Genomic DNA, 26495 nt, shown 5'->3' on the forward strand with positions numbered 1-26495 from the left:
ACAAAGTCCGAACGAAGGATTAACCTTGCGGCAGGTAGAGTCTCGCCCGCATCTGAAGGGATCGCGCCGAATGACGGCAGGGCCGCGACGGCTTGGCAGGCATGCCGCGTTGATCGCCATTGCGGTCGCGCTCGCATCGCTGCTGCCCGACACCTCGCTCGCCGCCTCGCGCGTCTGCCGGCAGCTCGAAGCCGAACTCGCCACCGCCGGCAGCCGTCCGGCGGCTCCCTCGCGCAAGCAGGAAGCCGCGATCGCCAGGCAGCAGGAGCAGATCCAGCTTGCCAGACGCCAAGCGCGCAGCGCGGGATGCGGCTTCAAGCTTTTCGGCAGGGCCTCCAGTTCGTGCAGCGCAATCAACGTCAAGATCGACAGGATGGAGCGCAACCTCCAAGCGCTCGAGCGCAGGCGATCGAAAACCGCAAGTGCCGGTGCCGGCCGCTCGCGCTCCAGCATCGTGGCCGCGCTCAATGCCAATGGCTGCCGCGACCAGGCAGTGGCGGAGCGGCGCCCACCGCGCGGCGTGGAGGGCAGCAGCAATCTGTTCGACCAGATCTTCGGCGGCGGCATAAGGCAACGCGGATCGATCGACGAACTCGGCGACCCCAGCTTTCGCCGTTACGATGAACAAAACGTCCGGCGTGTTCCCGAATCGATCGAAGGCGGCTGGGTGAACGACGGCGGCCGCATCCGCTATTCGGCCCCGCCGGGCAACTACCGGACGCTCTGTGTGCGCACCTGCGATGGCTACTATTTCCCGATATCCAACGCCTCGTCGCCTTGGGATTTCGAGCGGGACCAGCAGAACTGCCAGTCAAGCTGCCCGGGCACGGAAGTGCAGATTTATTATCACCGCCCGAGCCAGGAATCGCAGGACATGGTCTCGGGCCTGTCGGGCGCGCCGTATTCCGACCTGCCCGCTGCCTGGCTCTACAAGCAGAGCGGAACGCCGAGCCCAGCGGGGTGCGCCTGCAATGCGCCCCGAAACGACGAGGCCAGGAATTTCAGTGTCGTCGCCGGCAATCCGCCTGCGGAAAAACCAGTTCAAACTCAGCCCATGACTCCCTACCCGAGCGGACGACCCGACGCTGCGGCGGATCCGGAAACGCTGGCAAATCTCGACGGCGGGCTCGACGCGGAGGCGCTGCGGCGCATGGCCGTGACACCCAGGGTCAACAAGTCGAAGGCGACCGGCGACGACAAGCGGATCAGGGTCGTCGGGCCCGTATTCCTTCCCGACCCAGCAACGGCAACAGATCAGCAAGCTCCGGACCCGAATCCTGTCCGGTAAGGACAAGCCTGATCGGCGCGAACAGCATCTTGCCCTTGCGCCCGGTCTGTTCCTTCACCTCGTCGATCCAGACCTTGAAGGTGCCGCCGTCCCAGGGCTCCGGAGGCAGCATGTCAAACGCCTTACGGACATATTCCGTGTCGTCCTCCGAGAGTTCAGGCGCCGCCTCCGGACCCTGCTTCACGATGCGCCACCAGACTGTGGCGTCCGCAAGCCTGTCGAGATTGCCACGCACGGCAAGCCAGAACGGCTCGGCCTGGTCGCCCAATATGCCCCACGCGGACAGCCGGTCGCGCGCCTCTGAAAACGGCATCTGGCGCAGCAGGTCGCGGTTCAACGCGTTCAGGTCTTCCGGGTCGAACTTCGCCGCCGACTTCGAAGCCGTTGCGAGATCGAAGCGCTTGGCAAGCTCTGTCATGGAGGACGCCGCCACGACGTTTTCCGACGTGCCGGTCAATACAGCAAGCGACGCCACGGTCATCGGCTCCAGCCCGGATTCGCGCAGGCTTGCGATCGACAAGGCGCCGGTGCGCTTGGACAAGGCTTCGCCCGTGGAGGCCGTCAGCAGGTTGTGATGGCCGAAGGCGGGCGGCTCGGCGCCGAGCGCCCTGAACAGCGCGATCTGTACGGCAGTATTTGTGACGTGGTCATCGCCGCGGATGACATGCGTGATGTTCATGTCGATGTCGTCGGCGACCGAGGGCAGCGTGTAGAGGAACGTCCCATCCTCCCTGATCAGGATCGGATCGGAGAGAGAGGCGAGATCGACGGTTTCTTCGCCGCGCACAAGATCCGTCCAGCCGACCTCCGTTCTTTCCGTGTCGAAAGGGTCGTTGCGGAAATTGGGCAGCAGGAATCGCCAGTGCGGTTTGCGTCCGTCGGCTTCGTACTCCGCGATCTGTGCATGGCTAAACTGCAGTGCTTCGCGGCCATAGACGGGCGGCAGGCCGCGCGTGCGGCGGATCTTGCGCCTGAGATCGAGTTCTTCCGGCGTCTCGTAGCAAGCGTAGAGCTGCCCTGCCCTCTTAAGCTTCTCAACGGCCTCCCCATAAATGTCGAAACGCCGCGACTGGTACTCTGTCGCGTCCTGGAAGATGCCAAGCCAGTGCAGGTCGTAGAGGATCGCATCGGCATATTCCTGCTTTGACCGCGCGACATCGGTGTCGTCGAAGCGCTGCACGAAGTTGCCGCCGTTCTTCATGGCAAACAGCCAGTTGAACAGCGCCGTGCGCGCATTGCCGATGTGGATGTTGCCGGTGGGCGACGGTGCGAAACGAACAGTGACAGGCATTTGCGGGGCCGTATCCGAAGGATCGAGAACTTACAACTCAAATCGCCACCGCACCGGCGGCGAGGCATAGAGCATACCCTCCGGCTTGGGAAGGGATCGGCGGTTGACCCCGCGTCCGGTGATCGCGGCAACTATGTTATGCCGTTCGTGCCCGAGCGCGCCGCGACATGTCGAAGAGCAGGACCGACGCCAGGAAGCAATACACGCCCATCGCCAGCAACTGGCCGGGGTAGCTGACCCCCTGGTCGATCAGGTAGCCGGTAACGCCGGGTCCCGCCGCCGAAGCGAAGACGATCGCCGAAAAGACGAGCGCCCTGATCGCGCCGAGATGCTTCAGCCCATAGACCTCCGGCCAGACTGCCCCGAACAGCGTCGTCGACAGCCCGTTCGAGAAGCCGAGGAAAGCCATGAACAGGAATGGCGTCCATTGCGCCTCGACCAGCCCCAGGATCAGGCAGGCGACGCCTAGCGGGACGAGCACGAAGGGCAACAGCGCCAAGCCGGAAAACCGGTCGATGAGTTGGCCGGCAACAAGCGTGAAAACGCTGTTGACCAGCGCCAGAAGGGCGAAGGACGATGCGAACACGCCGAGCGACCAGCCCCGCAACTCGACGAGATACACCTGGTTGAAGAAGACCGTGGTCACGATGAAACCCGGCGCCATGACGCCGAGCATAAGCCGGTAGAACAGCGGGTCGCGCAGCACCTCGCCGCGCGTCCAGTCGCGCGCGTCGACGATGTGTGGCGCCGGATCGGTCGAGCGCGGCTTGCGGCCCACCGCGACCAGCGATGCTATGAGGGGCAATGCGACGAGGACGAGTGATGCTGCCGCCAGCAGCCACCCGCCGCGCCAGCCCACCAGCCCGGCGAGGGAAACGAAGAGGATCGGAAACACCGCGTCGCCGGCATTGTGGCCAAGGATGATGACCGACAGCGCACGACCGCGCTGCGCGGAGAACCAGCGCGCCGTGGCGGTGTAGGCGTTGTGGACCATCATGCCCTGCCCGAACAGCCTGAGCAGATAGATGGCGAGCAGCAGCAGGGCGACATGGTGCGAGAGCGCCATGACGATGCAGGCAGCCGCCAGCATCGGCACGATGAACTGCGTTACCGCGCGCACGCTGTAGCGGTCGACGATCGGCCCCAGATAGGGCAGCGTGAAGGCGCTGCCCAGCGTCGCGATCATATAGATCGTGCCGAAGCCGCCATGCGTCAGCCCGTACTCCTCGCGGATGTGCCCGGCCGAGAGCGAAATGAAGAACGTCTGTCCGAAGGAAGAGAAGAAGGTGAACAGCAGCCCGCCGGCCAACCGGCGCGCATTGTCTCGCAGGAAGGCGAGGAAGCCGATCACCCGGCCGCCGGCCGGTCGAGCCGCATCTCGTTGCCGTCGGTCGCCGGCTTGAAGCCGAAGCGCGCATAGAGGCCGTGCGCGTCGGACGTATTCAGCATCCACGTCGAGACCGAGCTCAGTTCCGGGTGGTCGAGCAGCGCCTGGACGAGCGCCTTGCCGATGCCCTTGCCGCGATGCTCCGGCCAGACGACCACGTCCGAGATACGAGCAAAAACGGCGCGGTCGCCCGAAGCGCGCGCGAAGCCGACCTGGCGCCCGGCGATCAGCGCGATCACGCAAATCGAGTTTGCGAAGGCGCGCCGATTTGTTTCATCCGTGCGCTGTGCGCCCCAGTAGCTGCCTTTCAGCAGATCGGAGGTCGCCTGGAAGTCGAGCCGCGCGAGATCGTGAGAGATTTCCATGGACTGGCCGGCCTCGTCCGAAACCCTATCCCCGGTCCCGGAACCGGTTGGTGATCGGATAGCGCCGGTCGCGGCCGAAATTCTTCCTGGTGATCTTCACGCCGGGGGCGGCCTGCCGGCGCTTGTATTCGGCGACGTAGAGCAGGTGTTCGATCCGGTGGACCGTGTCGCGGTCGTGGCCCCTCGCCACGATCTCGTCGACGCCCATCTCGTTCTCGACCAGGCATTCGAGGATGTCGTCCAGCACCGGATAGGGCGGCAGCGAGTCCTGGTCGGTCTGGTTGGGCCTGAGCTCCGCCGATGGCGCCTTGTCGATGATATTCTCAGGGATCACCTCGCCCGACGGACCGAGCGCACCGGGCGGCACCGTTGTGTTGCGCCAGGCAGCCAGCGCGTAAACCTGCATCTTGTAGAGGTCCTTGATCGGATTGAAGCCGCCATTCATGTCGCCATAAAGCGTTGCGTAGCCGACCGACATCTCGCTCTTGTTGCCGGTCGTCACCACCATCGAGCCGAACTTGTTGGAGATCGCCATCAGGATCGTGCCGCGCGCGCGGCTCTGCAGGTTCTCCTCGGTGATTCCCTCCTTGGTGCCCTCGAAGAGCTGCGTCAACGCATGGCTGAAGCCGTCGACCGGCTCGAAGATCGGCACGATGTCGTAGCGGCAGCCGAGCGCACGGGCGCAGTCCTCGGCGTCTTTCAGCGAATCCTTCGAGGTGTAGCGGTAGGGCATCATAACGGCCCGGAGCCGCTCCTCGCCGAGCGCATCGACCGCGAGCGCCGCGCAGATCGCCGAGTCGATGCCGCCGGAGAGGCCGAGCACGACGTTCTTGAAGCCGTTCTTGTTCACGTAGTCGCGCAGGCCGAGCATGCAGGCACGGTAGTCGGCCTCCTCCTTCTCCGGGATCCGCGACATCGGCCCCTCGACGCAGACCCAGCCGTCGGAGTTGCGCTTCCACTCGGTGACGACCAGCGCCTCCTCGAACTGGCTCATCTGGAAGGCGAGCGACTTGTCGGCCTGGATGGCGAAAGAGGCGCCGTCGAAAATCAGCTCGTCCTGGCCCCCGAGCTGATTGGCCCAAAGCAGGGGAAGACCCGATTCGATCACCTGCCGGATTGCCACCTGGTGGCGCACGTCGACCTTGCCGCGATAATAGGGCGAGCCGTTCGGCACCAGCAGGATTTCCGCGCCGCTTTCCGCCAGCGTCTCGCAGACGCCGAGATCGCCCCAGATGTCCTCGCAGATCGGGATGCCGAGCCTGACGCCCCGGAAGTTGACCGGCCCCGGCAGGTCCGGACCAGCCTGAAAGACGCGCTTTTCGTCGAACTCGCCGTAGTTCGGCAAGTCAACCTTGAAGCGTTCGCCGAGGATTTTGCCGCCGTCCGCCACGATTACCGAATTGTGCACGCCGCTCTTGCGCTTCAGCGGCGTGCCGATGATCACACCCGGTCCGCCGTCCGCCGTGTCCTTGGCGAAATCGCTCGCCGCCCTTTCACAGGCGGCGAGGAAGGCTGGCTTCAGCACGAGGTCTTCAGGCGGGTAGCCAGCGATGAAGAGCTCGGTGAACAGGATAAGGTCCGCACCCTGGCGCGCGGCATCCGCCCTCGCCTCGCGCGCCTTGGCGAGATTGCCGGATATGTCGCCGACCGTGGGGTTCAGTTGCGCAAGCGCGATGCGCAGCACGTCTGGGGCAGTTTTCTTGGCCATGGCGAGCGATGTAGCGCGGCGCCTTGCTGCCCGCAATGCCGATGGCTGGCGCTTTCCTTGGGCCACTCCCGCTGCTATTCGCCCATATACGCCTGCAGGGTCTCCGGTGGGTTGTTCTCGCCGATCGACATGGCGAGGATGCGCGAGATGTGGGCGCGCGGCAGGCCGGTCTCCTTGGCCCATGCGTTGATCTGGTCCTGTACCTTCTGCATATCCTTCTTCGAACTGGGCGTCTCGGCGATGTCGAGCCCGGCGTCACGCAAGGCGGCGGCCATGTCTGGCGAGACGATGTAGGTGTCCCAGCCCAGCCAGCGCAGGAAATATCGTCCGGTCGCGCCGCCGAGCCGGCTGCCATGCTTGCCGAGATAGTCCGTCAGCCCGACCTGGTCGTCCGCCGGCCATGCAGCCAGGAATTTTCCGAAGCTGCCGTGCTCTTTGGAGATACGGTCGACGAAGGCTGCGTTGTCGCGCACCGACATGATCTTCTGGCCGTTGCGCACGATGCGCTGGTCGGAGGTGAGGTCGTGCCAGAAATCCTCCGGCTGGAAGAGCAGCGTCTTGGGTTCGAAGCCGAGGAACGCTTCCTCGAAACCCGGCCATTTGGCTTCGATGACGCTCCAGACGAAGCCGGCCGAGAAGATGCGCTCGGCCATGGTCGACAGGATGCGGCTATCAGGAACGTTTGCCACCGCGGTATTGTCCGGCTTCGGCCCGAGCAGCGACTGCAACGCCGCTTCCCCGCCCTTGCGCCTGGCGGCACGTTCCCGGATTTTCTTGAAGCTTGGCATGTTCCGAACCCTATACTTCGGCTTTCTGACCGACGGCCATACTCCTATAAGGAGGCAGGGCCTGCCAAGCCGAGTCGTGCATGGAGGGATCTATGGCGAAAACCGTTGCCGATCTTGCTGGCCGCTGGCTGGAACGCCGGCCGGAAACCCTGAGCGAAGGGGAAAGCCGCGTCCTCGAGAGCGCCATCGAGCGCAAGCCGATTTCGCAGGACGTCAACGCGGCGGCTGCCCGCGAGGCAACCTTTGGCGACCGCTTCGCCGATGCGATCGCCCGGGTCGGCGGCTCCTGGACCTTCATCATATCCTTCATCGTCTTCCTGATTCTGTGGACGCTGGGCAACGTCTGGCTGCTCGGACATCAAGGTTTCGACCCGTACCCGTTCATTTTCCTCAACCTCATCCTGTCGATGGTTGCAGCGCTGCAGGCGCCGGTCATCATGATGTCGCAGAACAGGCAGAGCCAGCGCGACCGGCTCGACGCCGCGCACGACTACGAGGTCAACCTGAAGGCCGAGATCGAGATCATGGCGCTTCACGAAAAGCTGGATGAGATGCGGCACAGCGAGATCGTCAGCATGCGCGACGATGTCGCGCAGCTCTCGGCCCAGTTGGAGCGGATCGAAGCACTAGTGAAAGGCGGTCGCGGATAAGCGCGCCGCTAAAGCGTTCCCCCGGAAACAGCCTCGACGATCGCCAGGCCCCACACGATCATCGCAAGGACCACCGAGATCAGCACGGCGAGCGAGCCGCAATCCTTGGCGAGCTGGATGTCGATATCGAACTCCCGCGAGACGGCGTCGCAGGCAGCCTCGATGCCGGTGTTCAGCACCTCGACCATGATGAGCAGCAACACCGCGCCGACAAGCAGCCAGTAGCCGCGCCACGAGGTGGACAGGAACCAGGCTGCCGGAATGGCGACGGCTAGCAGTCCCAACTCCTGCTGGAAGGCTCTTTCCGACACCGAAAGCTTGCGGAAGGCGCGAACCGAATTCTGCCAAGCCTTGATCAGGCGTTCCATGAAGTCCCCTCAAATCGGCGGAAGGCGACGCTTTACAGCATGATAGGCCGAAAAGGGAACTGATTTTACCGCCGCTTGCCATGGTTTGCAGGGTCGCCGTGGAGTTCAGTCGCCGGCGACCTTGATGTCGGGCGTCGACCGCTCGAACTGCGGCAGGCCGTCTGTGATTTCATAGTAGTCGCCCTTGTCCACGACGAAGATATGCGCTTCGGCCTTGAGGCCGCTCGGCTGCTCGAATGCGCCGGCCATGACGGAGATTTCGTCGGCCTCGTTGTGTTTCCAGAACAGCGCCGAGCCGCAGATCGAGCAGAATCCCCGCTTCGCGAAATCCGAGGCCTCGTACCAGGTGATTTTTTCACCGCCCTCTACGTTCAGATCAACGACGGCGACATTCGTGGCCGCGTAGTAATGGCCGCTCTGCTTGCGGCATTGCGAACAGTGGCAATAAACCACGCCCCTGAGCGGCCCCGAAGCGGCGAAGCGCACCGCTCCGCAAAGACATGATCCCCTCCTCAAAGCCGTCATGAGCTACTCCCGTTGAACTCGGTGCATACATTGCAGAAGTTCGGCACTGTTGCCGATGATTTTGCGACATGCCTCAAGATCGGAATGGTAACCTCAAGAACCTTCGCTGCGCAGTTGCGACGCAGGATACCGTCGCGGAAACCGTCGCGGCAACCGCTCTCAATTAAGGAAAATTTAGCCTGCTTTTCCTTATGGTTGCGGGAAGCGGGGAGTGCACGGGGGCGCGCAACTCTTCGCGACCTGTCCGTCCTTCCGCTTGGCGTCCCGCCGGCAACCAAAGCCGACAACCGATTTCCGCCCGCTATCGGCGCGCGACAGTCATGCAAGGTGGAACGAGTATGCAGCCTGCAAGCGCGACGGTGGACGGGGCTACGGACCTTGCGAGTTCGGTGGTCCTCACGATGCGGCAGTTGGGGGTCGTGGCGCTGCCCCGCAACTACGAGATCTTCTACGAGGCGTTGTCCGGCTCCAATCACGAACTCAGCCTCGAGGTCGTTTCGCTGAGCAAGCGTCCGACGCAGGACGAACTCGACCGGATCGGCCGCAAATATTTCGCCGACAACCATGCCACCGGTATCGTCGAGCATGCCCGCGAAACGATCGCAAAGGAGCTGGAGGAAATCGCCGCGATCCTGCGCAACGAGCGCAACCATGTCGAGAAATACGGGCGCATGCTCGACCAGACCGCCGAGGGGCTGAACAGCCGCAGCCTCGTCAGCAAGGATCTGCTGCAGAAGATCGTTGAGGTGATGTCGATCGCTACGACTTCCACCATCGATCACGGCAAGCAGGTCGTGAGCGCGCTGAGCGACAAGTCGTCCGAGTTGGAGAGCGTCAAGTCGAAGCTCGAGGAGTACAAGCGCCTAGCCAACACCGATCCGCTGACACAGATCTGGAACCGGCGCGCCTTCGACCGCGAGATCGCCGGCATCTACAACAGCAACCGGGGCATCCTGTTCAAGGCGCTGATCCTCGCCGACGTCGATCGATTCAAGGACATCAACGACCGCTTCGGCCATCCGGTCGGCGACAAGGTGCTGCAAAGCATCGCCGACATATTCCGCTCCTCGATTCGCGCGGACATGTTCGTCGCCCGCACCGGCGGCGAGGAATTCGCGTTGATCGTCGAGGGAGCCAGCGAGGAGGCAACCTTCGGGATCGCCGATCGCATACGCCTGCTGATTGAGCAGACGCCCTTCGTCAATACGCAGACCAACACCCATTACGGCTCGGTGACCATCTCGATGGGTGTGTGCATGGCCTCTGAGGCTGAAGGCCCCGAAGATCTCTATTCGAAATGCGACCAGGCACTCTACCGGTCCAAGGTGACCGGCCGCAACCGAGTCACCCGGTTCTCGACGCTGCCGGAGCGCGCCGGTAAGAACTGGATGCTCTACAAAAAGGACTGATGGCTGGCCCCACCCACTCTTTCCATGCAACGGATGACCCGAGGCTCGCCCATCTCCGAAGGCTAGCGCAGGTTAAACCGGCATAAATAAGAGAAGGCGCCGGAGGTCCGGCGCCTTTGCGCTCCGAATGCTGCCTCGAACTACTCCGCCGCGACTGTATGGACCTGGCTGGAATTCTTCTTCAGAAGCTCCGACACCAGGAAAGCGAGCTCGATCGCCTGATCGGCATTGAGGCGCGGATCGCAATGCGTGTGGTAGCGGTCCTGCAGCTCGTCGTCGCGGATCGCGCGCGCGCCACCCGTGCATTCGGTGACGTTCTTGCCGGTCATCTCAATGTGGATGCCGCCCGGATGCGTACCCTCTGCGCGGTGCACTTCGAAGAAGGTCTGCACCTCCTTCATGATGCGGTCGAACGGCCGGGTCTTGTAGCCGGCGGCAGTGATCGTGTTTCCGTGCATCGGATCGGACGACCAGACGACCTGACGGCCTTCCTTCTTCACCGCGCGCACCAGCTTCGGCAGCTGCTCCGCCACCTTGTCGGAGCCGAAGCGTGCGATCAGCGTCAGCCGGCCGGGCTCGTTCTCCGGGTTCAAGAGGTCGATGAGCTGCAGCAAGCCGTCCGGCGTCAGCGACGGGCCGCATTTCAGTCCGAGCGGGTTCTTGATGCCGCGGCAGTATTCGACATGCGCATGGTCGGCCTGACGGGTCCGGTCGCCGATCCAGATCATGTGGCCAGAGGTCGCGTACCAATCACCGGAAGTGGAATCGACGCGGGTCAACGCCTCCTCGTAGCCGAGCAGCAGCGCCTCGTGGCTGGTGTAGAAATCGGTCTCGCGCAGCGCGTAGTTGGTTTCCGACGTGATGCCGACCGCCTTCATGAAATCCATGGTTTCGGTGATGCGGTTGGCCAGCGCCTCGTAGCGCTCGCCCTGCGGGCTGTCGGAAACGAAGCCCAGCATCCAGCGATGCACGTTCTCGAGGCTCGCATAACCGCCCTGGGCGAAGGCGCGCAGCAGGTTGAGCGTCGCCGCCGACTGCCGATAGGCCATTTCCTGGCGCGCCGGATCGGGAATGCGCGATTTGGCGTCGAACTCGATGCCGTTGATGATGTCGCCACGATAGCTGGGCAGCGTCACGCCGTCCTTTGTCTCATTGTCGGACGAGCGCGGCTTGGCGAACTGGCCGGCAATGCGGCCAACTTTCACCACCGGCTGTGCGCCGGCGAAGGTCAGCACGACCGACATCTGCAGGAACACGCGGAAGAAGTCGCGGATATTGTCCGCGCCATGTTCGGCGAAGCTCTCGGCGCAGTCCCCGCCCTGGAGTAGGAACGCATTGCCCGCGGCGACCTGGGCGAGCTGCTTCTTCAGCTTGCGAGCCTCACCTGCAAAAACCAGCGGCGGAAAGGTCGCAAGATGGCCCTCGACATCCTTCAGCGCGGCCGCGTCCGGATAGGACGGAACTTGGCTGATGGGCTTTTCTCTCCACGAATGCGGCGACCATTTCGTCATTGTCTTGATCCAGAACCTCGCCGGTATCGACACGCACCGGCTACCTTTTTCGCCCCTGATATAGGGACGGCGGCTCCTAACACGAAGCCCAGCTTCTATTCTAGCCCGGATTGTCAGGGAAATCGAATGGATGCCGGAACGCCATGTGCGGCGCGCCTAACCGAGCTCAAGCGTGGAGACGCCGAATATTCCCGCCCCGTCGACGTCCGGGGCCGGACCACGATACATGCGCGCGGTTTCAAATCCCCGGGAAAACCCGGCCTTCAGCAATCGATCGGCGAACTCCCCCTGGCCCTCCGGCACATCGATGTGGACTTCGCCCGGACATCGCGCGCAAAGGGCGGCAAGCAGGTTTGTCGCCGTGGTCTCGTCGAGCGCAAAGAGCGGACCGATCTTGAAGCCCTCGCGGCACTCCCGCGCGACGCCATAACCCTGGATGCCCGCGGCGCCTACCTGAACCAACGCGATGTGCGGCCGCGCAACCCACCGTTCCAGGAAGGCGGGTCTGGCCGCGGGGAAGAAGCGCCGGTCGAACTCGCCGAGGGCCGGCAGCAGATGCGGTTCGACCTCACCAAGTCCCGAAGGCGAACCCTTCGCGTCGAGCCGGCCGCTGAAGCGATATGTACGATAGGCAGGCACAAATCCCATGCTGCGATAGTTGGATTGCTGAGCAGGTACCCCGTCGAGGCCGACTGTTGCGTTCGCCAGCCTTGCCATGCCTGCATCCCAGACGGCCCTGCCATAGCCTTGGCCACGCATGTCCGCCCGACAGATGTAGAGCCCGATGAATCCGAAGCCGCCATAGTCGACGGACGAGATGCCGGCGACCATTTGGTCCTTGACGAAAGCGCCCAGGAAACCTTGGGGATCGGCGGCTTGAAACGCGACTGCGTCATGCAGTCCGGGATTCCAGCCTTCTTCCGCGGCCCAGTCGACCAAGGTTCCGATCTCGGCGAGCGAAAGCGTCCTGATCGCGACGGATCTACCAGACATCGGGCGACGGCCGCCTTTCGCGTCGTCGACCATCACCCCTCGTAATAGTCGCGCACCAGTCGGTCGAGCAGCCTAACCCCGAAACCCGATCCCCAGGACTGGTTGATCTCGTTGGATGGCGAGCCCATGGCGGTGCCGGCGATGTCGAGATGCGCCCAGGGCGTCTCCTTGACGAAACGCTGCAGGAACTGAGCCGCGCTGATGGAGCCGCCGAAGCGGCCGCCGATGTTCTTCATGTCGGCGTTCTTGGAATCGATCAGCTTGTCGTAGTCCGGCCCCATCGGCATGCGCCAGAGCCTCTCTTGTGTCGTCAGGCCAGCCTCGGTCAGGCGCCCGGACAACTCGTCGTTGTTTGAGAAAAGGCCGGCGTGGAACTGGCCGAGCGCCACCATGATCGCACCGGTCAGCGTCGCCAGATTGACCATGAATTTCGGCTCGAAGCGTTGGTTGCAGTACCAGAGCGCATCGGCGAGCACGAGGCGCCCTTCCGCGTCGGTGTTCAGCACCTCGATCGTCTGACCCGACATCGAGGTGACGATGTCGCCCGGGCGCTGGGCCGCGCCATCGACGGAATTCTCGACAAGGCCGACGACGCCGACGACGTTTGCCTTGGCCTTGCGTGCGGCGAGCGCATGCATCAGGCCGGTGACGGCGGCCGCGCCCCCCATGTCGCCCTTCATATCCTCCATGCCGGCGGCGGGCTTCATCGAATTGCCACCGGTGTCGAAGGTGACGCCCTTGCCGACGAAGGCGATCGGCTTGTCTTTGGCCTTGCCGCCGTTCCAGCGCATGACGACCAGCCGGGCGCCGCGCGGGCTACCCTGCGCCACGCCGAGCAGCGCGCCCATGCCGAGCTTGCCCATCTCCTTCTCCGTCAGGATCTCGACGGAAACGCCGAGCTTTTCCAGCGCCTTGGTCTCGGCGGCAAACTCCACCGGTCCGAGCTTGTTGGCGGGCTCGTTGACGAGATCGCGCGCCAGGGTGACGCCGTCGGCCACCGCGTCGGCATCGGCGAACGCTTTCTTGGCAGCCGCGGGATCGGCGCATTGGATGGTGAACTTCGACGGCTTCTGCTCCGCCGGCTTGCCGTCGCCGTCCTCTTTCTTGGTCTTGTACTTGTCGAAATTGTAGGCCCTGAGCAGGATTCCCAGCGCCAGACCCGCCGCGTCCTGGGCATCCGTCTTCGCATCCGGCAGGTCGAGCACGACCGTCACGTCGGCCGCCTTGCGGAACTGCGCGGCAATCACGCCGCCGAGCTTCAGCCAGTCGTATTCCTTGAGATTCGCCGGCTTGCCCACGCCGACGACCAGCAGGCGGTCGAGCGTGGAGCCCTGTGGTGCGATCACGTCGATCGTGGAGCCGGACTTTCCGGTAAAGTCGGCGACCGCGAAGGCGCGCTCCAGCGCTTTTCCGGAATCGTAGCCCTTCGCTATACCGCTCAGGCCGGCCCCTTCCGCCGACAGAAGGACGACGCTCCCCTTTTTCGGAGCGGCATGCTTGGCAAAGCTGATGGATGGTCTCGGCGTCATGGTGTTCCTGTCGGATTTCTGATGTGTGACGGCCTGTCGGATCTGGCCTGTCGAATTTCGGGGGAGATCGTTCGTTGCGGACATTTGGCGGTTTTGGGCCGTTTGGCAAGACAGCCAGGACCTGGAAAAGCCCGAATAAGTTCCGACGCAGGCGGTCAACAGTTCGTTAACCGCCTTCGTTCGCCTTTCATTAGCCGATCTCCGCGAGTGTGGTCGCTTCAAGCGGCGGCGGCACCGATTGTGCCGAGAGCCTCGGGCAGATAGTTTGGCGGGCGCAACGGCCCACCCAGGCCGTGCGGCAAACGCCAGCCCACCAGGAACGAAATCCGAATTTCATGAAGGTCATTGAACGCTACATATTCCGGCGCGCTCTGCTGCTCTTCTGTGCAGCCCTGGCGTGGACGCTGACAATCGTGTGGACGACCCAGATTCTTGCCCGCGTCAACCTGGTGACGGACAGTGGCCAGTCGGCGATGTCTTTCTTCGAGATCGCCGCGCTCATCCTGCCGTCGATACTGCCGGTCGTCATGCCCTTCGCGGCCGTCATCGCCATTGCCCAGACGCTGACGGCTATGAACAACGATTCGGAACTGGTCGTGATCAGCGCCGCCGGCGGCTCGAAAATGACGATCATCAGGCCGGTGATGCTGCTCGCCGTCCTCGCCAGCCTGGTTTCCTTCGCCATCGACAACGGCCTCGATCCCCTGGCCCGCCAGCGCGGCCGCGAACTCATCGCCGCCGCTCGCGCCGACCTTCTGTCGCTGGTCATCCAGGAAGGCACCTTCCGCAAGATCGAGGACGGGCTGTTCATCCAGATCGGCGAGCGGCTTCCCGACGGGCGGCTCGGCGGCATCTTCGTCGCCGATTCGCGTACCGAGGGCACCGATCTCGTTTATTACGCCAGGTTCGGCAACGTGGTCGAGAAAGGCGACGAAACCGTGCTCATCATGCAGGACGGCGAGATTCACCGGAAGCTACCGGGCAACGACATCTCGGTCATCCGCTTTCTCTCCTACGCCTTCGACCTGTCGCTGTTCACCGCCACGTCGGGCACGCCGAGGCTCTATCCAAAGGATCGCAGCCTGCCCTACCTCTTCAATCCGAGTCCTGACGACCCGGTCTTCAACAGGAACCCGCAGTCGTTCAGGGCCGAGTTGCACCGGAGGTTCACCGAATGGGTTTATGCGATTGTTTTTGCTCTGATTGCGCTAGCCGTGATCGGCAATGCCCGGTCGCATCGTGAAGGCCGCATCAATCCGCTGGTGACCGCCGTGACCTTAGCTCTTTTGGTGCGCTGGATGGGATATTATGCCGCCAATCAGGTCCAGGTGACACCCTCGTTCTGGCCGGCAGTCTACGCGATCCCGCTGACCTGCTCGGCGATCTCAATCTGGTTCATCGTCACCAACCGCACGATGGAACTGCCGGTCACGCTGGTTGACCGGCTGATCTCGGGCCTGCGCCAACTCGGCGACCGCATGATGTTCATGCGGGCCAGGCGACGCGACGCCGCGGCCGGAGGGTCTGCCTGATGGGCTGGACACTCAACCGTTACTTCTTCTTCCGCTACGCGACGATCACGACCTGGTATTTCTTCGGCGTCTACGCGCTGATCACGCTGATCGACTTCACCGAATTTTCCAGCCGCACCGTGGGAGTACCCGGTTTCACCCTCGGGCTTGCGTTCACGATCTCGGCACTGCGCGTGCCGACGATCATGCTGCAGGCCGTGCCGTTCGTCGGTCTGATCGCGGCGATCGCCACCCTGGTCTCGCTCAATCGGAAGTACGAACTGGTCATCGTCCGCTCGGCGGGCATTTCGGCCTGGCAGTTCCTGCTGCCCTGCTGCTTCGGCGCGCTGTTGCTGGGGCTGCTGACGGTCGGCGTGCTCAATCCGCTGGCCGCGCATGCGATTTCCCGATCCGAGATGCTGGAGAGCGAGTTCCGTTCCGGCAAATCCAACGCCGTCAACGCGTTCTCGGCGCCGTGGCTCAGGCAAAAGACAGCCGACAGCGACACCATCATCGGCGCGCGGGCGGTGCTGAACCAGGGGCTGGAACTCGCTGACGTCACCTTTTTCTCGCTCGATGCGGAAGGCGACATCATCGAGCGGCGCGACGCGGCGCGCGCCTATCTGCGCGACGGCTATTGGGAACTGCACGACGTCGGGCGGATTCGCGACGGCAACCAGCTTCCGCGGCTGGAAACCGACCGGATCGCCACGAATCTGAAGCCGGAATTCGTCCAAGAGCGCCTAGCGCGGCCAGAAACCATTCCCTTCTACGAACTCCCGAAGAAGATCGAGGTGGCGCGGTCCTTCGGCCTGAGAGCCAGCACTTTCGCGACCCAGTTCCACACTCTGATGGCGCTGCCGCTGCTGCTGGTGGCCATGACCCTGATCGCCGCGACGGTCTCGATGCGATTTGCGCGGATGGGGCAATCCGCGACGATGATTCTGGGTGGCGTCTTCGCAGGCTTTCTGCTTTATGTTGTATCCGTTCTTGTCAAAGCGTTTGGAAATGCGGGATTTGTGCCGCCTTTCATCGTGGCTTGGATTCCGGTTGTCGTGGCGATGTTTTTCGGGGTAACGTTCCTGCTGTACAAGGAGGACGGTTAGTGGGGGTCGCGGCAACGTTGGACCGCAGATCGGCTAGGTTGGCGCGCTTGCTGAGCGCGACTGCGCTTTCGTGCCTGTTCGCCCCCGCCATCATTCCCGCGCCGGTCTTCGCGCAGACCATCGCAGATATCGCGCCCGATGTGCCCGAAGGCTCCGAGATGTTGCTCGAGGCCGACACGCTGATCTACGACAACAATGACGAGACGGTCACAGCGTCGGGCAGCGTCAGGATCGATTACGGCGGCAACAAGCTCGTTGCGAATCAGGTCACCTACGACCGCCGCTCGCGCCGGCTGATCGCCACCGGGGACGTGCAGATCGTCGACCCTCAGGGCACGACGGTCTATTCCGACAAGATCGACATCACGGACGATTTCGGCGACGGTTTCGTGAATGCGTTGCGCGTCGAGACTGTCGACAAGACCTATTTCGCCGCGGAGAGCGGAGAACGGCGCGGCGGCTTCCTGACGACCTTCAACAACGGTGTCTATACCGCCTGCGAACCTTGCGAGGATCAGCCCGACAAGGCGCCGCCGTGGCGGATCAAGGCCAAGAAGATCATCTGGAACCAGCAGACCAAGACGGTGCGCTTCGAGAACTCGTCCTTCGAGTTCTTCGGCCTGCCGCTTGGCAACTTCCCGTCTTTCGAGATCGCGGATCCGACGGTGAAACGGAAGTCGGGCTTCCTGTTCCCGGGCGTCACCTTCCGGAGCGACCTCGGTGTCGGCGTTTCGATCCCCTATTACATCGCGCTGTCGCCGACCTACGACCTGACCGTCACCGGCACCGGCTACACCGAACAGGGCTTCCTGGCTGAAGCCGAATGGCGCCAGCGCTTCAACAACGGCGAGTACACCGTAACGCTCGCCGGCATCAACCAGGCCAACCCGGAAGCTTTCGACCGAAACACGGTCGATTCGGGTCCGGACGGCGATCCCAACGAATTCCGCGGCATGATGGGAACCTCGGGCCGCTTCGCGCTCAACTCGCGCTGGGATTTCGGATGGGACGTCCTCGTCCAGACCGACAAGAATTTTTCCCGTACGTACGGGATCGGCGACTACACGGACTTCGTCTACCGCTCCGAAGTCTACCTGACCGGGCTCGACGATCGTAACTATTTCGACCTGCGCGGCATGCATTTCGACGTGCAGGAATCGAACCTCAACACCAATCCGAATGGCACGGAGAATTTTGACGCCCGTGACCAGGAGCAGCCCTGGGTCCTGCCGAGCTTCGACTATTCCTACACGCCTGACGAGCCGGTGTTCGGCGGCGAGCTGAACTTTGATCTCAATGCGCGCGTGATCAGCCGAGACAAGCTGGATTACACGTTGTCGGAGGTGAACCCTGCTTTTGTCGAAACCGTCAACGGCATCGAAAACACCTCAAGCCGCCTGACCGCGGAAGGCGAGTGGAAGCGCTCCTTCGTCTCGGACGGCGGGCTGGTGATGACCCCGCTGCTCGCCTTCCAGGCCGACACGACAAGCGTCAACTATTCGTCCGAATCGGTCACCGCCATCGAGAACATGGCTAGCAACCCACAGATCGGAGTGCTTACCGACATCAGGGATGCCTACCATCGCCTGCTTGCCACAGCAGGCCTCGAGCTGCGCTTCCCGCTGCTGTTCGCCTCGGAGAATTCCAACCACGTGATCGAGCCGATGGCGCAGCTTTTTGCGCGCAACGACGAGCCGTACAGTGAAAAGCTTGGCATACCCAACGAGGACGCCCAGAGCTTCGTCTTCGACGCGACGAGCCTGTTCGAGCGTGACAAATTCTCGGGCTACGACCGCATCGAGGGCGGCACCCGCGCCAATGTCGGCTTCCGCTATTCGGGGGCGTTCGGCAACGGCTGGATTGCCAACGGCATTGTTGGCCAGTCCTACCATCTGGCCGGCGAAAACTCTTTCGCCGCTCCCGACCTCGTCAATGCAGGCGCCTATTCCGGCCTGGAGACGGATACATCCGACTTCGTCGGTTTGATCGGCTTTGCTTCCCCAGACGGTCTGTCGGCTTCGGCCAGCGCCCGCTTGGACGAGCAGACACTCGAGGTTAGACGCAGTGAGGTCAAGGCAGGCTACACCGGTGGAGCCATATCGGTTTCGGCCATGTATGCCTTCATCCAGGCGCAGGAACTCTATGGCTTCGACGAAGACCGCAGGGAATTGTCGCTCGGGGGATCGGCGCGGCTCCATGAAAACTGGCGCGTGTTCGGATCGGGCACCTATGATTTCGAGACGAGCGTGATGGTGAAGAGCTCTTTGGGCTTCGCCTACGACGACGAGTGCTTCACCTATCTGATGACGTTTGCCGAAGACCGCGACCGCGATACTGGAGAAGCGACCCAGAACATAGGGTTCAATATTTCCTTCCGCACGTTGGGCGACTTCGGATCGGCGACTGATAGCGTCTCTGGCCTCTGAGGCCGGCTAGCCGACATTCTTTCGCCGCATAGCGAAGGCATGGAACGGTGGCACCCGATAACAGAAAAAATCCGAGGGACAGGAACTGCACGCAATGTTTTCGACGAGGAAATGCCTCACGTCAGCGGGCCTTGCGCTGATGATTGCGGCGGCGCCGGCTGGCGTGGCTTTCCTGTCGAGGCCGGCGGCCGCAAGCGAGATCGCGGTCATCGTCAACAGGACTGCGATCACATCTTACGATATCCAGCGCCGCGCCGCGTTCATGAAGCTGCAGCGCCGCAAGGGAAACCTGAACGAGCAGGCCGAAGAAGAGCTGATCGACCAGGTGTTGAGGCTAGGCGAAGCGCAGAGGCTGGGTATCCGGATTTCGGACGACCAGGTGGCCACCGCCTACAGCAACTTCGCCAAATCGAACAAGATGACGGTCAAGCAGCTTGACGGTATCATGGCCCAGACCGGCGTGACCAAGTCGCACTTCAAGGAATTCATCCGCGCCCAGATGAGCTGGAACCAGGCGCTCGTTTCGCGGGGCCGGCGCGATGCCGGCACCATGTCCGAGCAGGATGTGGTGCGGCGCATGCTGCAGCAAGGCGGCGCCAAGCCGACCGCGATGGAGTATATGCTCCAGCAGGTGATCTTTGTCGTGCCGGCTGGCGAGCGCGGCAACATGGCGAAGCGCAAGCGCGAGGCGGAAGCCATGCGGGCGCGTTTCAACGGGTGCAACAACACCCGCGAATTCGCCAAGGGGCTTCTGGACGTCACGGTGAAGGATCTCGGGCGCAAGCTTGCGCCGGAACTGCCGTCGGACTGGGCCGAGCAGATCAAGAACACCAAGGTCGGCGGAGCCACAAGCGTGCGTGAAACCTCCATCGGCGTAGAATTTATCGGCATCTGCTCCAGCCGCGAGGTTTCCGACGACCGCGTCGCCAAGCTGACGTTCCAGACCGAAGGCGCGGGGGACAAGGCCGGCGAGGAGCTGAGCAAGAAGTACACCGCGGAACTGCGCGAGAAAGCCAAGATCGTCAAACGCTGACTCTTTGCAGGGCGATCGGAGCATGCAGGGCGACGGAGGCGTTCGTGCCAGCATCGACGGGCTGCCGCCGCTGCGAGACGTCATAGAGCGCCACGGCCTGCAGGCCAAGAAATCGCTTGGCCAGAATTTCCTCCTCGACCTCAATCTCACTGGCAGGATCGCGCGCGCCGCCGGCGACCTTTCTCAGGCGACCGTCATCGAGGTCGGCCCCGGCCCCGGCGGCCTGACCCGCGCGCTCCTGATGCACGGGGCAAGGCGCGTGATCGCAGTGGAGCGCGACGAGCGCTGCCTGGCAGCCTTGGCCGAGGTCGCGGCGCATTATCCCGATAGGCTCGAAATCATCCCGGGCGACGCGCTGAAGACCGACTTCGCGGCACTTGCAGGAGACGGACCGGTTCGCATCGTCGCCAACCTGCCCTACAACATCGGCACCGAATTATTGGTCCGCTGGCTGACGACGCCGGACTGGCCGCCCTTCTACCAATCCATGACTCTGATGTTCCAGCGCGAAGTCGCCGAGCGCATCGTGGCGAAACCCGGAGCCGACGCTTACGGGCGGCTTGGCGTACTCGTCGGCTGGCGCACCGATGCGAGGATCGTCTTCGACGTGCCGCCCCAGGCCTTCACGCCGCCGCCCAAGGTGACCTCGTCGGTGGTGCACCTGGTGCCGCGTCAAACGCCCCTGCCCGCCGATGTGAAGAAGCTCGGCCGGGTCACGGAAGCCTCATTCGGCCAGCGCCGCAAGATGCTACGCCAGAGCCTCAAGAGCCTCGGCGGCGAAAGTCTGCTGGATGCGGTAGGGATCGACGGTACAAGACGGGCAGAGACACTGAGCGTGGCAGAGTTCGTCAACCTCGCGAACGCTGTCTGAGCCCGGCGACCTAGACCTTCTCGTCGAGCAGCCCCGATACGAAGTCGAAAAGCCCAGGACGGCGGTCGCGGCGCAACCGCTCGCCGGTTACGATCGAGCGAACCTCGCCGAAAGCGCGGTCAAGATCATCGTTGATCACGACGAAATCATACTCCGTCCAATGCTCGATCTCGATGCGGGCGTTCTTCAGCCGGGTCTCGATCACTGTTTCCTGGTCCTCGGCCCGGCGCTTGAGGCGCGCCTTCAACTCCGCCATCGACGGCGGCAGGATAAAGATCGAGACGATGTCGCCGCGCATCCTTTCCTTGAGCTGCTTGGCGCCCTGCCAGTCAATGTCGAACAGCATATCGCGCCCCTCCGCCATCGCCTTCTCGGCTGGCGCGCGCGGCGTGGCGTAGCAGTTGCCGTGAACTTCGGCCCATTCGAGCAGGGCATCGGAATCGCGCAGGACCTCGAATTCCTGCATCGTGCGGAAATGGTAGTGCACGCCTTCGATCTCGCTTCCCCGGCGAGGCCTGGTCGTCACGCTGACGGAAAGCTCGAAACCGTGGTCCTTCTCAAGCAGGTTTCGCGCAATGGTCGACTTGCCGGCGCCCGAGGGCGACGACAGGACGAGCATCAGCCCCCGGCGGCGAATGCGGGAACCGGCATCCTTGACGGCCATCTCCTACTCCAGATTCTGAACCTGCTCGCGGAACTGATCGACCACCGCCTTCAACTCCAGCCCGATTGCGGTCACGGCCGCGGCGTTCGACTTCGAGCAGAGCGTATTCGATTCGCGATTAAATTCCTGTGCCAGAAAATCCAGCTTGCGCCCAACCGCGCCGCCTGACGCGAGCAGCGCCCGGCCGGAAGCGACATGGGTCTTCAGCCTGTCGATCTCCTCGCGTATGTCGGCCTTGGTTGCGAGGAATGCGGCTTCCATGTGCAGCCGGCTCTCGTCCAGGTTGGCGGAGGTGTCCATCAAAAGGCGCACCTGCTCGGCGAGCTTCTGGCGGATCACCAGCGGATCGCGCGACGGATCGGCCTCGGCCCGCAGCGTGAGCGCATCCACGGCGTCGATATGGCCAAGCAGCAGAACCTTGAGCGCCGCTCCCTCGGCGCGGCGCGCTGCCTCCAGCCCTGCCAGCGCTTTCTCGAAGGCGCCAAGCAGCGCGGCATCCAGCGCGGTTCGTGCTTCCTCGCTTTCGATCGCCTCGGGCACGTCGAGCACGCCGCGCAGCGACAGGAGCCCGTCGGCGCTTGCCGGGGCGAAGCCGAACTGGTCCTGCAAACGCTGGGCCAGGCCCGCGATGTCCTTCAGGAAGGCTTCGTTGACGATAGGTTGCGGATGCAGTCCGGCGGCCCGTCCGATGGTCAGCGTCGCCTGAAAATTGCCGCGCGAAAAGCGCTTCTGCACGGCCTGGCGCAGCGCCGGCTCCAGCCGCTCGAAGCCCGGCGGCAGGCGGAGCCGAAGTTCGACGCTCTTGCCGTTGACGGATTTGACTTCCCAGGCGATCGACGTGCCGTCGTGATCAGCAACGGCGCGCGCGAAACCGGTCATGCTCTGCAAAGCCATGATCCTTGCGTCCCCTACGTGCCCGACCATTCTCACGGTAGCTTGGCTTTGTCGAGCGCCTGGCAGCGGTCCCTTGCCGGACAGCTTCTACTGCGCCGTTGCCGCAGGCGCGGCGCCGCCCTCGGCAGCCGCCTCGGCCTTGGCTGCTTCCTCGGCGGCCTGCTTCTTCTGAACTGCCCGCCAGCGGGCGACGTTCTCGTTGTGCTCCTCGAGCGTAACCGCAAAGACATGGCCGCCAGTGCCGTCGGCGACGAAATAGAGATCCCCGGTCTTCGACGGATTGGCGACGGCTTCCAGCGACTCGCGGCCGGGATTGGCGATCGGCCCAGGCGGCAGACCGTTGATGACGTAGGTGTTGTAGGGTGTCGGCTTGTCTATGTCGGACTGAAAGATCGGGCGGTCGACCGGCCGGCCCTTGCCGCCGAACAGGCCATAAAGAATGGTCGGGTCGGACTGCAGCCGCATGCCCTTGTTCAGCCGGTTGATGAAGACGGCCGCGACTCGCGAGCGCTCGTCGGCGACGCCGGTTTCCTTCTCTACGATCGAGGCAAGCGTCACGAACTCGTTGATGTCGGCAATCGGCAGGCCGGAGACGCGTCGGTTCCAGATGCTTTCGACGAGCCGCGTCTGGTCGGCCACCATCTTATCGATAATCTGCTGGCGCGTGGCGCCGCGGGTGAAGCGCTGGGTGTCGGCGATCAGGCTGCCTTCCGGCGGCATCTCGGCCGGCATGTCACCGGTCAGCGCCTCATGCTCGGCGATGCGCTGAAACGCCTGCTCGACCGTCAGTCCTTCGGGGATGGTGAGCGAAGCGAGCACCGACTTGCCGCTTTCCAGGAGGTCCACGATATCGCGCATGGAGGCGCCGGCCTTGATCTCGTACTCGCCGGCCTTCAGCACGCTGCCCTTGTCATAGGCGCGCACGCCAATGCGGAAGATGCGCGAATCGCTGATCAGGCCGCGCCTCTCGAGCTGGTCCGCTATCTCGGCGACGCTCGTGTTGGGCCGAACCATGAAATTGGTCGTGGTCTTCGCCGGACCAGGGCCATCGAATTCGCGCTTGCCGACATAAAGCGCAACACCCGCCACGATCACCGCGAGAATGGCCGAGGTGACAACGAAATTCATGAACACGACGATCTGGCTGCGCGAAGCGCGCGAGCGTTTCGGCGGCGGCGTGCCGAGTTCTGGGCGCAGAGCCTCGCTCGCCGTCTTCGGAACGATCGGCTGCGCCGGCATGGCCCGCCGGCCGAATTCCCCATTGTCTGCAGGGTTCATGCTCATGTCGCCTCAATCTGCCTGCCGCAACGACTCTCCCCCGAGAGCACGACCGGAAGCCTAAGTCCGAATATGGCAAAATTGACGGCGAGGCGGGCGCGCTCAGCCATTGTAACGTTGGAAGACGAGCGATGCGTTGGTCCCGCCGAAGCCGAAGGAGTTTGACAGCGCGACATCGATTTGCCGCGCGCGCGGCTTGTTGGGCACCAGGTCTATGGCCGTCTCGCGCTCGGGATTGTCGAGGTTGATGGTCGGCGGCGCGATGTTGTCACGAATGGCGAGCAGCGAGAAAATCGCTTCGACCGCCCCCGCACCGCCAAGCAGATGGCCGATCGACGATTTCGTCGACGACATGGATATCTTCGAGGCCGCGTTGCCGACTAGGCGTTCGACCGCGCCGAGCTCGATCGTGTCGGCCATCGTAGAGGTGCCGTGGGCGTTGATGTAGTCGATGTCGGCCGGCGTCAGATTGGCGCGCTTCAATGCCGCCGTCATGCAGCGGAATGCGCCGTCGCCGTCCTCTGCCGGAGCCGTAATGTGGTAGGCATCGCCGGTCAGGCCGTAACCGACCACCTCGGCATAGATCTTAGCGCCGCGCGCCTTGGCGTGCTCCAGCTCTTCCAGGATGACGGCGCCGGCGCCTTCGCCTAGGACAAAACCGTCGCGGTCGCGGTCGTAGGGGCGCGACGCCTTCTCCGGCTGGTCGTTGCGCTCGGTCGACAGCGCCCTGCAGGCGGCGAAGCCGGCGACGCCGAGCGGCGTGATCGGCGCTTCGGCACCGCCCGCCACCATCACGTCGGCATCGCCGAAGATGATCAGCCGAGCGGCGTCGCCGATCGCATGCGCGCCGGTCGAACAAGCGGTGACGACCGCGTGGTTCGGACCCTTCAGCCCGTGCCGGATCGATATCTGGCCGGATATCAGATTGATGATGTTGGCCGGAACGAAGAACGGGCTGATGCGGCGCGGCCCGCGTTCCTTCAGGATGATGGCGTTCTCGGCGATGCCTTCCAGCCCGCCGATGCCCGAGCCCATCAGCACGCCGGTGGCGCAGCGCTCGGCCTCCGTCTTCGGCTCCCAGCCGGAATCCTTCAGCGCCTCGTCGGCAGCCGCGATCCCATAGAGGATGAAGTCGGTGATCTTGCGCAGTTCCTTGGGCTCGAGCACGCTCTCGGGATTCAACGTCCCGTTGCTGCCGTCGCCGCGCGGTACGGAATGCGCGATCTTGGCGGCATAGTCGGTGACGTCGAACTTGGTGATGCGCGTGCAGGCGCTGCGCCCGGTCAGGAGCTCGCGCCAGCTATGCTCGACGCCAACGCCCAAGGGCGAGACGAGACCCATGCCGGTAACGACGACACGCCGCATGGCGGGCGCTCCTCAACTGCCGGGGACTGCGAAAGGGGTCAGGCCGAAGCCTTGTCGATGTATTTCACGGCGTCGCCGACCGTCAGGATGGTTTCGGCGGCGTCGTCGGGAATCTCGACCCCGAATTCCTCTTCGAACGCCATGACGAGTTCGACCGTGTCGAGGCTGTCGGCGCCGAGGTCATCGATGAAGCTCGCCTGCTCGGTTACCTTCTCGGCATCGACGCCGAGATGTTCCACAACGATCTTCTTGACGCGCTCTGCGGTGTCGCTCATTTGGGCATCCTCGCCTTACTAGTGTCTGTCTTCGTTAGCCGCCCGAACGGCGCTAATCAAGTTCAAAGATATGGCCCGCCGGAAACGCAACGCTCCCGGCCGGGTTCCTGGCGAAGCGCCCGGTTGAGAGGCGCATTACACGAAAAAACCCTGAGGTCCAAGGCGAAAAGGCCCTGTGGATCAGATCATCGCCATGCCGCCATTGACGTGGATGGTCTGCCCGGTCACGTAGCCGGCCTCGTTGGAGGCGAGATAGGCGACGGCGGATGCCACCTCGGCGCTGGTTCCCATCCGCTTTGTCGGGATCGCCGCCATGATCGCCTCCTTCTGCTTGTCGTTCAGTTTGTCGGTCATGGCGGATTCGATGAAACCCGGAGCGACGCAGTTGACGGTGATCGAGCGGGTGGCGATCTCCTGCGCAAGCGATTTCGAGAATCCGATCATGCCGGCCTTCGAGGCGCAATAGTTGGTCTGGCCGGGATTTCCCGTGACGCCGACGACGGAGGTGATGTTGATGATGCGGCCGAAGCGGCGGCGCATCATCGGATGCGTCAGTTCGCGCGTCAGGCGGAACACGGCGGTCAGGTTGACCTCCAGCACGGAATCCCAGTCGGCATCAGACATGCGCACGAAAAGGCCGTCCTTGGTGATGCCGGCATTGTTGACCAATATGTCGACGCCTTCGAGCTCGGCTTCGGCCTTTTGGCCCAACGCCTTGACCTCGTCGCGGTTGGAGAGGTTGGCCGGGAAAATCTTGACCCGGTCGCCGAGCTTGGCGGCAAGGCCCTCGAGCTTCTCGACCTTGGTGCCGTGCAGGCCGACAATCGCGCCCTGGGCGTGCAGCATCTCGGCGATCGCCTCGCCGATGCCGCCGGAAGCGCCTGTCACGAGTGCCTTGCGGCCGGTCAGTTCGAACATGTTTCCCTCACTTCGGGCTGGCTTTTACGCAATTGTCGATGTGGTCCTGCAGTTCTCTCCAGAAAACACAATACAGGACGTGCCCGTTTTTCCGGACGATGTCGTCGGCGCGTGTAGCGACAAACATCAGATGGAACAAGCTGGAGAAGACTATCGAAAACGTAAGCAGAACACCAAACAGCAGTATGCCTACAGCAGCCCCGGAATACCACTGGATCAACGGACTGCCGTCAGGCTGATGCTGAAGAACCAGCCATCCGCCCAAAGTCCAAACCAAAAATGCGGCAACCGTCAAAAACCATAGTTTGATCGTTTGCCGCTTGGTGAGCATCCCTACCCTCG

At 63.3% G+C, this 26495-nt stretch carries 25 protein-coding genes; 8 read left to right on the forward strand and 17 right to left on the reverse strand.

Going from position 1 to position 26495, the window contains the following annotated elements:
• The first annotated feature begins 70 nt into the window (after positions 1 to 70).
• Entirely contained in the window at positions 71 to 1288 is a 1218-nt protein-coding gene (locus ABLE71_RS13760; protein WP_348784005.1) for a DUF2865 domain-containing protein, read from the forward strand.
• Here ABLE71_RS13760 and gltX read toward each other — a convergent pair.
• The 5 genes from gltX to ABLE71_RS13785 all read right to left on the reverse strand — a co-directional run bounded on the left by gltX (position 1206) and on the right by ABLE71_RS13785 (position 6827).
• Positions 1206 to 2579: a glutamate--tRNA ligase gene (gltX, locus tag ABLE71_RS13765; RefSeq protein WP_348784006.1), complete on the reverse strand. Its 1374-nt coding sequence runs from the start codon at positions 2577 to 2579 to the stop codon at positions 1206 to 1208. The two genes, ABLE71_RS13760 and gltX, sit on opposite strands and share 83 nt — an antisense overlap.
• Positions 2580 to 2715: 136 nt before the next feature.
• Positions 2716 to 3930 (reverse strand): MFS transporter, encoded by a 1215-nt coding sequence (locus ABLE71_RS13770; protein WP_348784007.1) that lies wholly within the window; start codon positions 3928 to 3930, stop codon positions 2716 to 2718.
• On the reverse strand, positions 3927 to 4331 hold the full coding sequence (locus ABLE71_RS13775; protein ID WP_348784008.1) for a GNAT family N-acetyltransferase: 405 nt from the start codon (positions 4329 to 4331) through the stop codon (positions 3927 to 3929). Before ABLE71_RS13775 ends, ABLE71_RS13770 begins: the two co-directional genes overlap by 4 nt.
• A 25-nt stretch (positions 4332 to 4356) precedes the next feature.
• On the reverse strand, positions 4357 to 6039 hold the full coding sequence (locus ABLE71_RS13780; RefSeq protein ID WP_348784009.1) for an NAD+ synthase: 1683 nt from the start codon (positions 6037 to 6039) through the stop codon (positions 4357 to 4359).
• A 74-nt stretch (positions 6040 to 6113) separates the two neighbouring features.
• Entirely contained in the window at positions 6114 to 6827 is a 714-nt protein-coding gene (locus ABLE71_RS13785; protein ID WP_348784010.1) for a DNA-3-methyladenine glycosylase I, read from the reverse strand.
• 92 nt (positions 6828 to 6919) lie between these two features.
• Between ABLE71_RS13785 and ABLE71_RS13790 the strand changes: the two genes are divergently transcribed.
• The gene (locus ABLE71_RS13790; RefSeq protein WP_348784011.1) at positions 6920 to 7477 is read left to right on the forward strand and encodes a DUF1003 domain-containing protein; all 558 of its coding nucleotides are present in this window, start codon (positions 6920 to 6922) and stop codon (positions 7475 to 7477) included.
• Between the two features lie 8 nt (positions 7478 to 7485).
• Here ABLE71_RS13790 and ABLE71_RS13795 read toward each other — a convergent pair whose 3' ends face one another.
• Positions 7486 to 7845, reverse strand: a complete 360-nt coding sequence (locus tag ABLE71_RS13795) for a diacylglycerol kinase (RefSeq protein WP_348784012.1) — start codon at positions 7843 to 7845, stop codon at positions 7486 to 7488.
• Positions 7846 to 7950: 105 nt separating this feature from the next.
• The gene (locus tag ABLE71_RS13800; RefSeq protein WP_348784013.1) at positions 7951 to 8370 is read right to left on the reverse strand and encodes a GFA family protein; all 420 of its coding nucleotides are present in this window, start codon (positions 8368 to 8370) and stop codon (positions 7951 to 7953) included.
• Positions 8371 to 8708: 338 nt separating this feature from the next.
• Here ABLE71_RS13800 and ABLE71_RS13805 point away from each other — a divergent pair, with 338 nt between their 5' ends.
• Positions 8709 to 9779 (forward strand): GGDEF domain-containing protein, encoded by a 1071-nt coding sequence (locus tag ABLE71_RS13805; RefSeq protein WP_348784014.1) that lies wholly within the window; start codon positions 8709 to 8711, stop codon positions 9777 to 9779.
• A gap of 140 nt (positions 9780 to 9919) precedes the next feature.
• Here the strand turns inward: ABLE71_RS13805 and ABLE71_RS13810 are convergent, their stop codons facing one another.
• The 3 genes from ABLE71_RS13810 to ABLE71_RS13820 form a co-directional block, all read right to left on the reverse strand.
• Positions 9920 to 11290 (reverse strand): 3-deoxy-7-phosphoheptulonate synthase class II, encoded by a 1371-nt coding sequence (locus ABLE71_RS13810; protein ID WP_348784015.1) that lies wholly within the window; start codon positions 11288 to 11290, stop codon positions 9920 to 9922.
• A gap of 156 nt (positions 11291 to 11446) precedes the next feature.
• Positions 11447 to 12283, reverse strand: a complete 837-nt coding sequence (locus ABLE71_RS13815) for a GNAT family N-acetyltransferase (protein ID WP_348784016.1) — start codon at positions 12281 to 12283, stop codon at positions 11447 to 11449.
• A gap of 32 nt (positions 12284 to 12315) precedes the next feature.
• Positions 12316 to 13812 (reverse strand): leucyl aminopeptidase, encoded by a 1497-nt coding sequence (locus tag ABLE71_RS13820; protein WP_348784017.1) that lies wholly within the window; start codon positions 13810 to 13812, stop codon positions 12316 to 12318.
• 335 nt (positions 13813 to 14147) lie between these two features.
• On the opposite strand from ABLE71_RS13820, the gene lptF reads away from it, so the two are divergent.
• The 5 genes from lptF (at position 14148) to rsmA (ending at position 20759) form a co-directional block, all read left to right on the forward strand.
• Positions 14148 to 15344 carry an LPS export ABC transporter permease LptF gene (lptF, locus tag ABLE71_RS13825; RefSeq protein ID WP_348784018.1) on the forward strand — a complete coding sequence of 399 codons (1197 nt, stop codon included), beginning with the start codon at positions 14148 to 14150 and terminating at the stop codon, positions 15342 to 15344.
• Positions 15341 to 16429, forward strand: a complete 1089-nt coding sequence (gene lptG / locus ABLE71_RS13830; RefSeq protein WP_348784482.1) for an LPS export ABC transporter permease LptG — start codon at positions 15341 to 15343, stop codon at positions 16427 to 16429. The genes lptF and lptG overlap by 4 nt, the downstream gene beginning before the upstream one ends.
• A gap of 158 nt (positions 16430 to 16587) precedes the next feature.
• Positions 16588 to 18855, forward strand: coding sequence for an LPS-assembly protein LptD (locus ABLE71_RS13835; RefSeq protein ID WP_348784483.1), 2268 nt, complete (start codon positions 16588 to 16590; stop codon positions 18853 to 18855).
• Positions 18856 to 18949: 94 nt separating this feature from the next.
• Complete coding sequence (locus tag ABLE71_RS13840) at positions 18950 to 19888, forward strand: peptidylprolyl isomerase (protein WP_348784019.1); 939 nt, start codon at positions 18950 to 18952, stop codon at positions 19886 to 19888.
• 22 nt (positions 19889 to 19910) lie between these two features.
• Entirely contained in the window at positions 19911 to 20759 is an 849-nt protein-coding gene (gene rsmA / locus ABLE71_RS13845) for a 16S rRNA (adenine(1518)-N(6)/adenine(1519)-N(6))-dimethyltransferase RsmA (RefSeq protein ID WP_348784020.1), read from the forward strand.
• Positions 20760 to 20769: 10 nt separating this feature from the next.
• On the opposite strand, the gene gmk is transcribed toward rsmA, so the two are convergent.
• The 7 genes from gmk to ABLE71_RS13880 form a co-directional block, all read right to left on the reverse strand.
• Positions 20770 to 21423 carry a guanylate kinase gene (gene gmk / locus ABLE71_RS13850; protein WP_348784021.1) on the reverse strand — a complete coding sequence of 218 codons (654 nt, stop codon included), beginning with the start codon at positions 21421 to 21423 and terminating at the stop codon, positions 20770 to 20772.
• A gap of 3 nt (positions 21424 to 21426) precedes the next feature.
• A complete protein-coding gene (locus tag ABLE71_RS13855; protein WP_348784022.1) occupies positions 21427 to 22317 on the reverse strand; it encodes a YicC/YloC family endoribonuclease in 891 nt (296 codons plus the stop codon).
• 87 nt (positions 22318 to 22404) lie between these two features.
• Positions 22405 to 23601: an endolytic transglycosylase MltG gene (gene mltG, locus ABLE71_RS13860; RefSeq protein ID WP_348784023.1), complete on the reverse strand. Its 1197-nt coding sequence runs from the start codon at positions 23599 to 23601 to the stop codon at positions 22405 to 22407.
• Between the two features lie 96 nt (positions 23602 to 23697).
• On the reverse strand, positions 23698 to 24960 hold the full coding sequence (gene fabF / locus ABLE71_RS13865; RefSeq protein ID WP_348784024.1) for a beta-ketoacyl-ACP synthase II: 1263 nt from the start codon (positions 24958 to 24960) through the stop codon (positions 23698 to 23700).
• 38 nt (positions 24961 to 24998) lie between these two features.
• Positions 24999 to 25235 (reverse strand): acyl carrier protein, encoded by a 237-nt coding sequence (locus ABLE71_RS13870; protein WP_121581544.1) that lies wholly within the window; start codon positions 25233 to 25235, stop codon positions 24999 to 25001.
• Between the two features lie 180 nt (positions 25236 to 25415).
• The gene (fabG, locus tag ABLE71_RS13875; protein WP_348784025.1) at positions 25416 to 26153 is read right to left on the reverse strand and encodes a 3-oxoacyl-[acyl-carrier-protein] reductase; all 738 of its coding nucleotides are present in this window, start codon (positions 26151 to 26153) and stop codon (positions 25416 to 25418) included.
• Positions 26154 to 26160: 7 nt separating this feature from the next.
• The gene (locus ABLE71_RS13880; RefSeq protein WP_348784026.1) at positions 26161 to 26484 is read right to left on the reverse strand and encodes a hypothetical protein; all 324 of its coding nucleotides are present in this window, start codon (positions 26482 to 26484) and stop codon (positions 26161 to 26163) included.
• Between the last annotated feature and the right edge of the window lie 11 nt (positions 26485 to 26495).

This window comes from Mesorhizobium sp. KR9-304, assembly GCF_040049215.1.
Classification (GTDB): domain Bacteria; phylum Pseudomonadota; class Alphaproteobacteria; order Rhizobiales; family Rhizobiaceae; genus Mesorhizobium_K.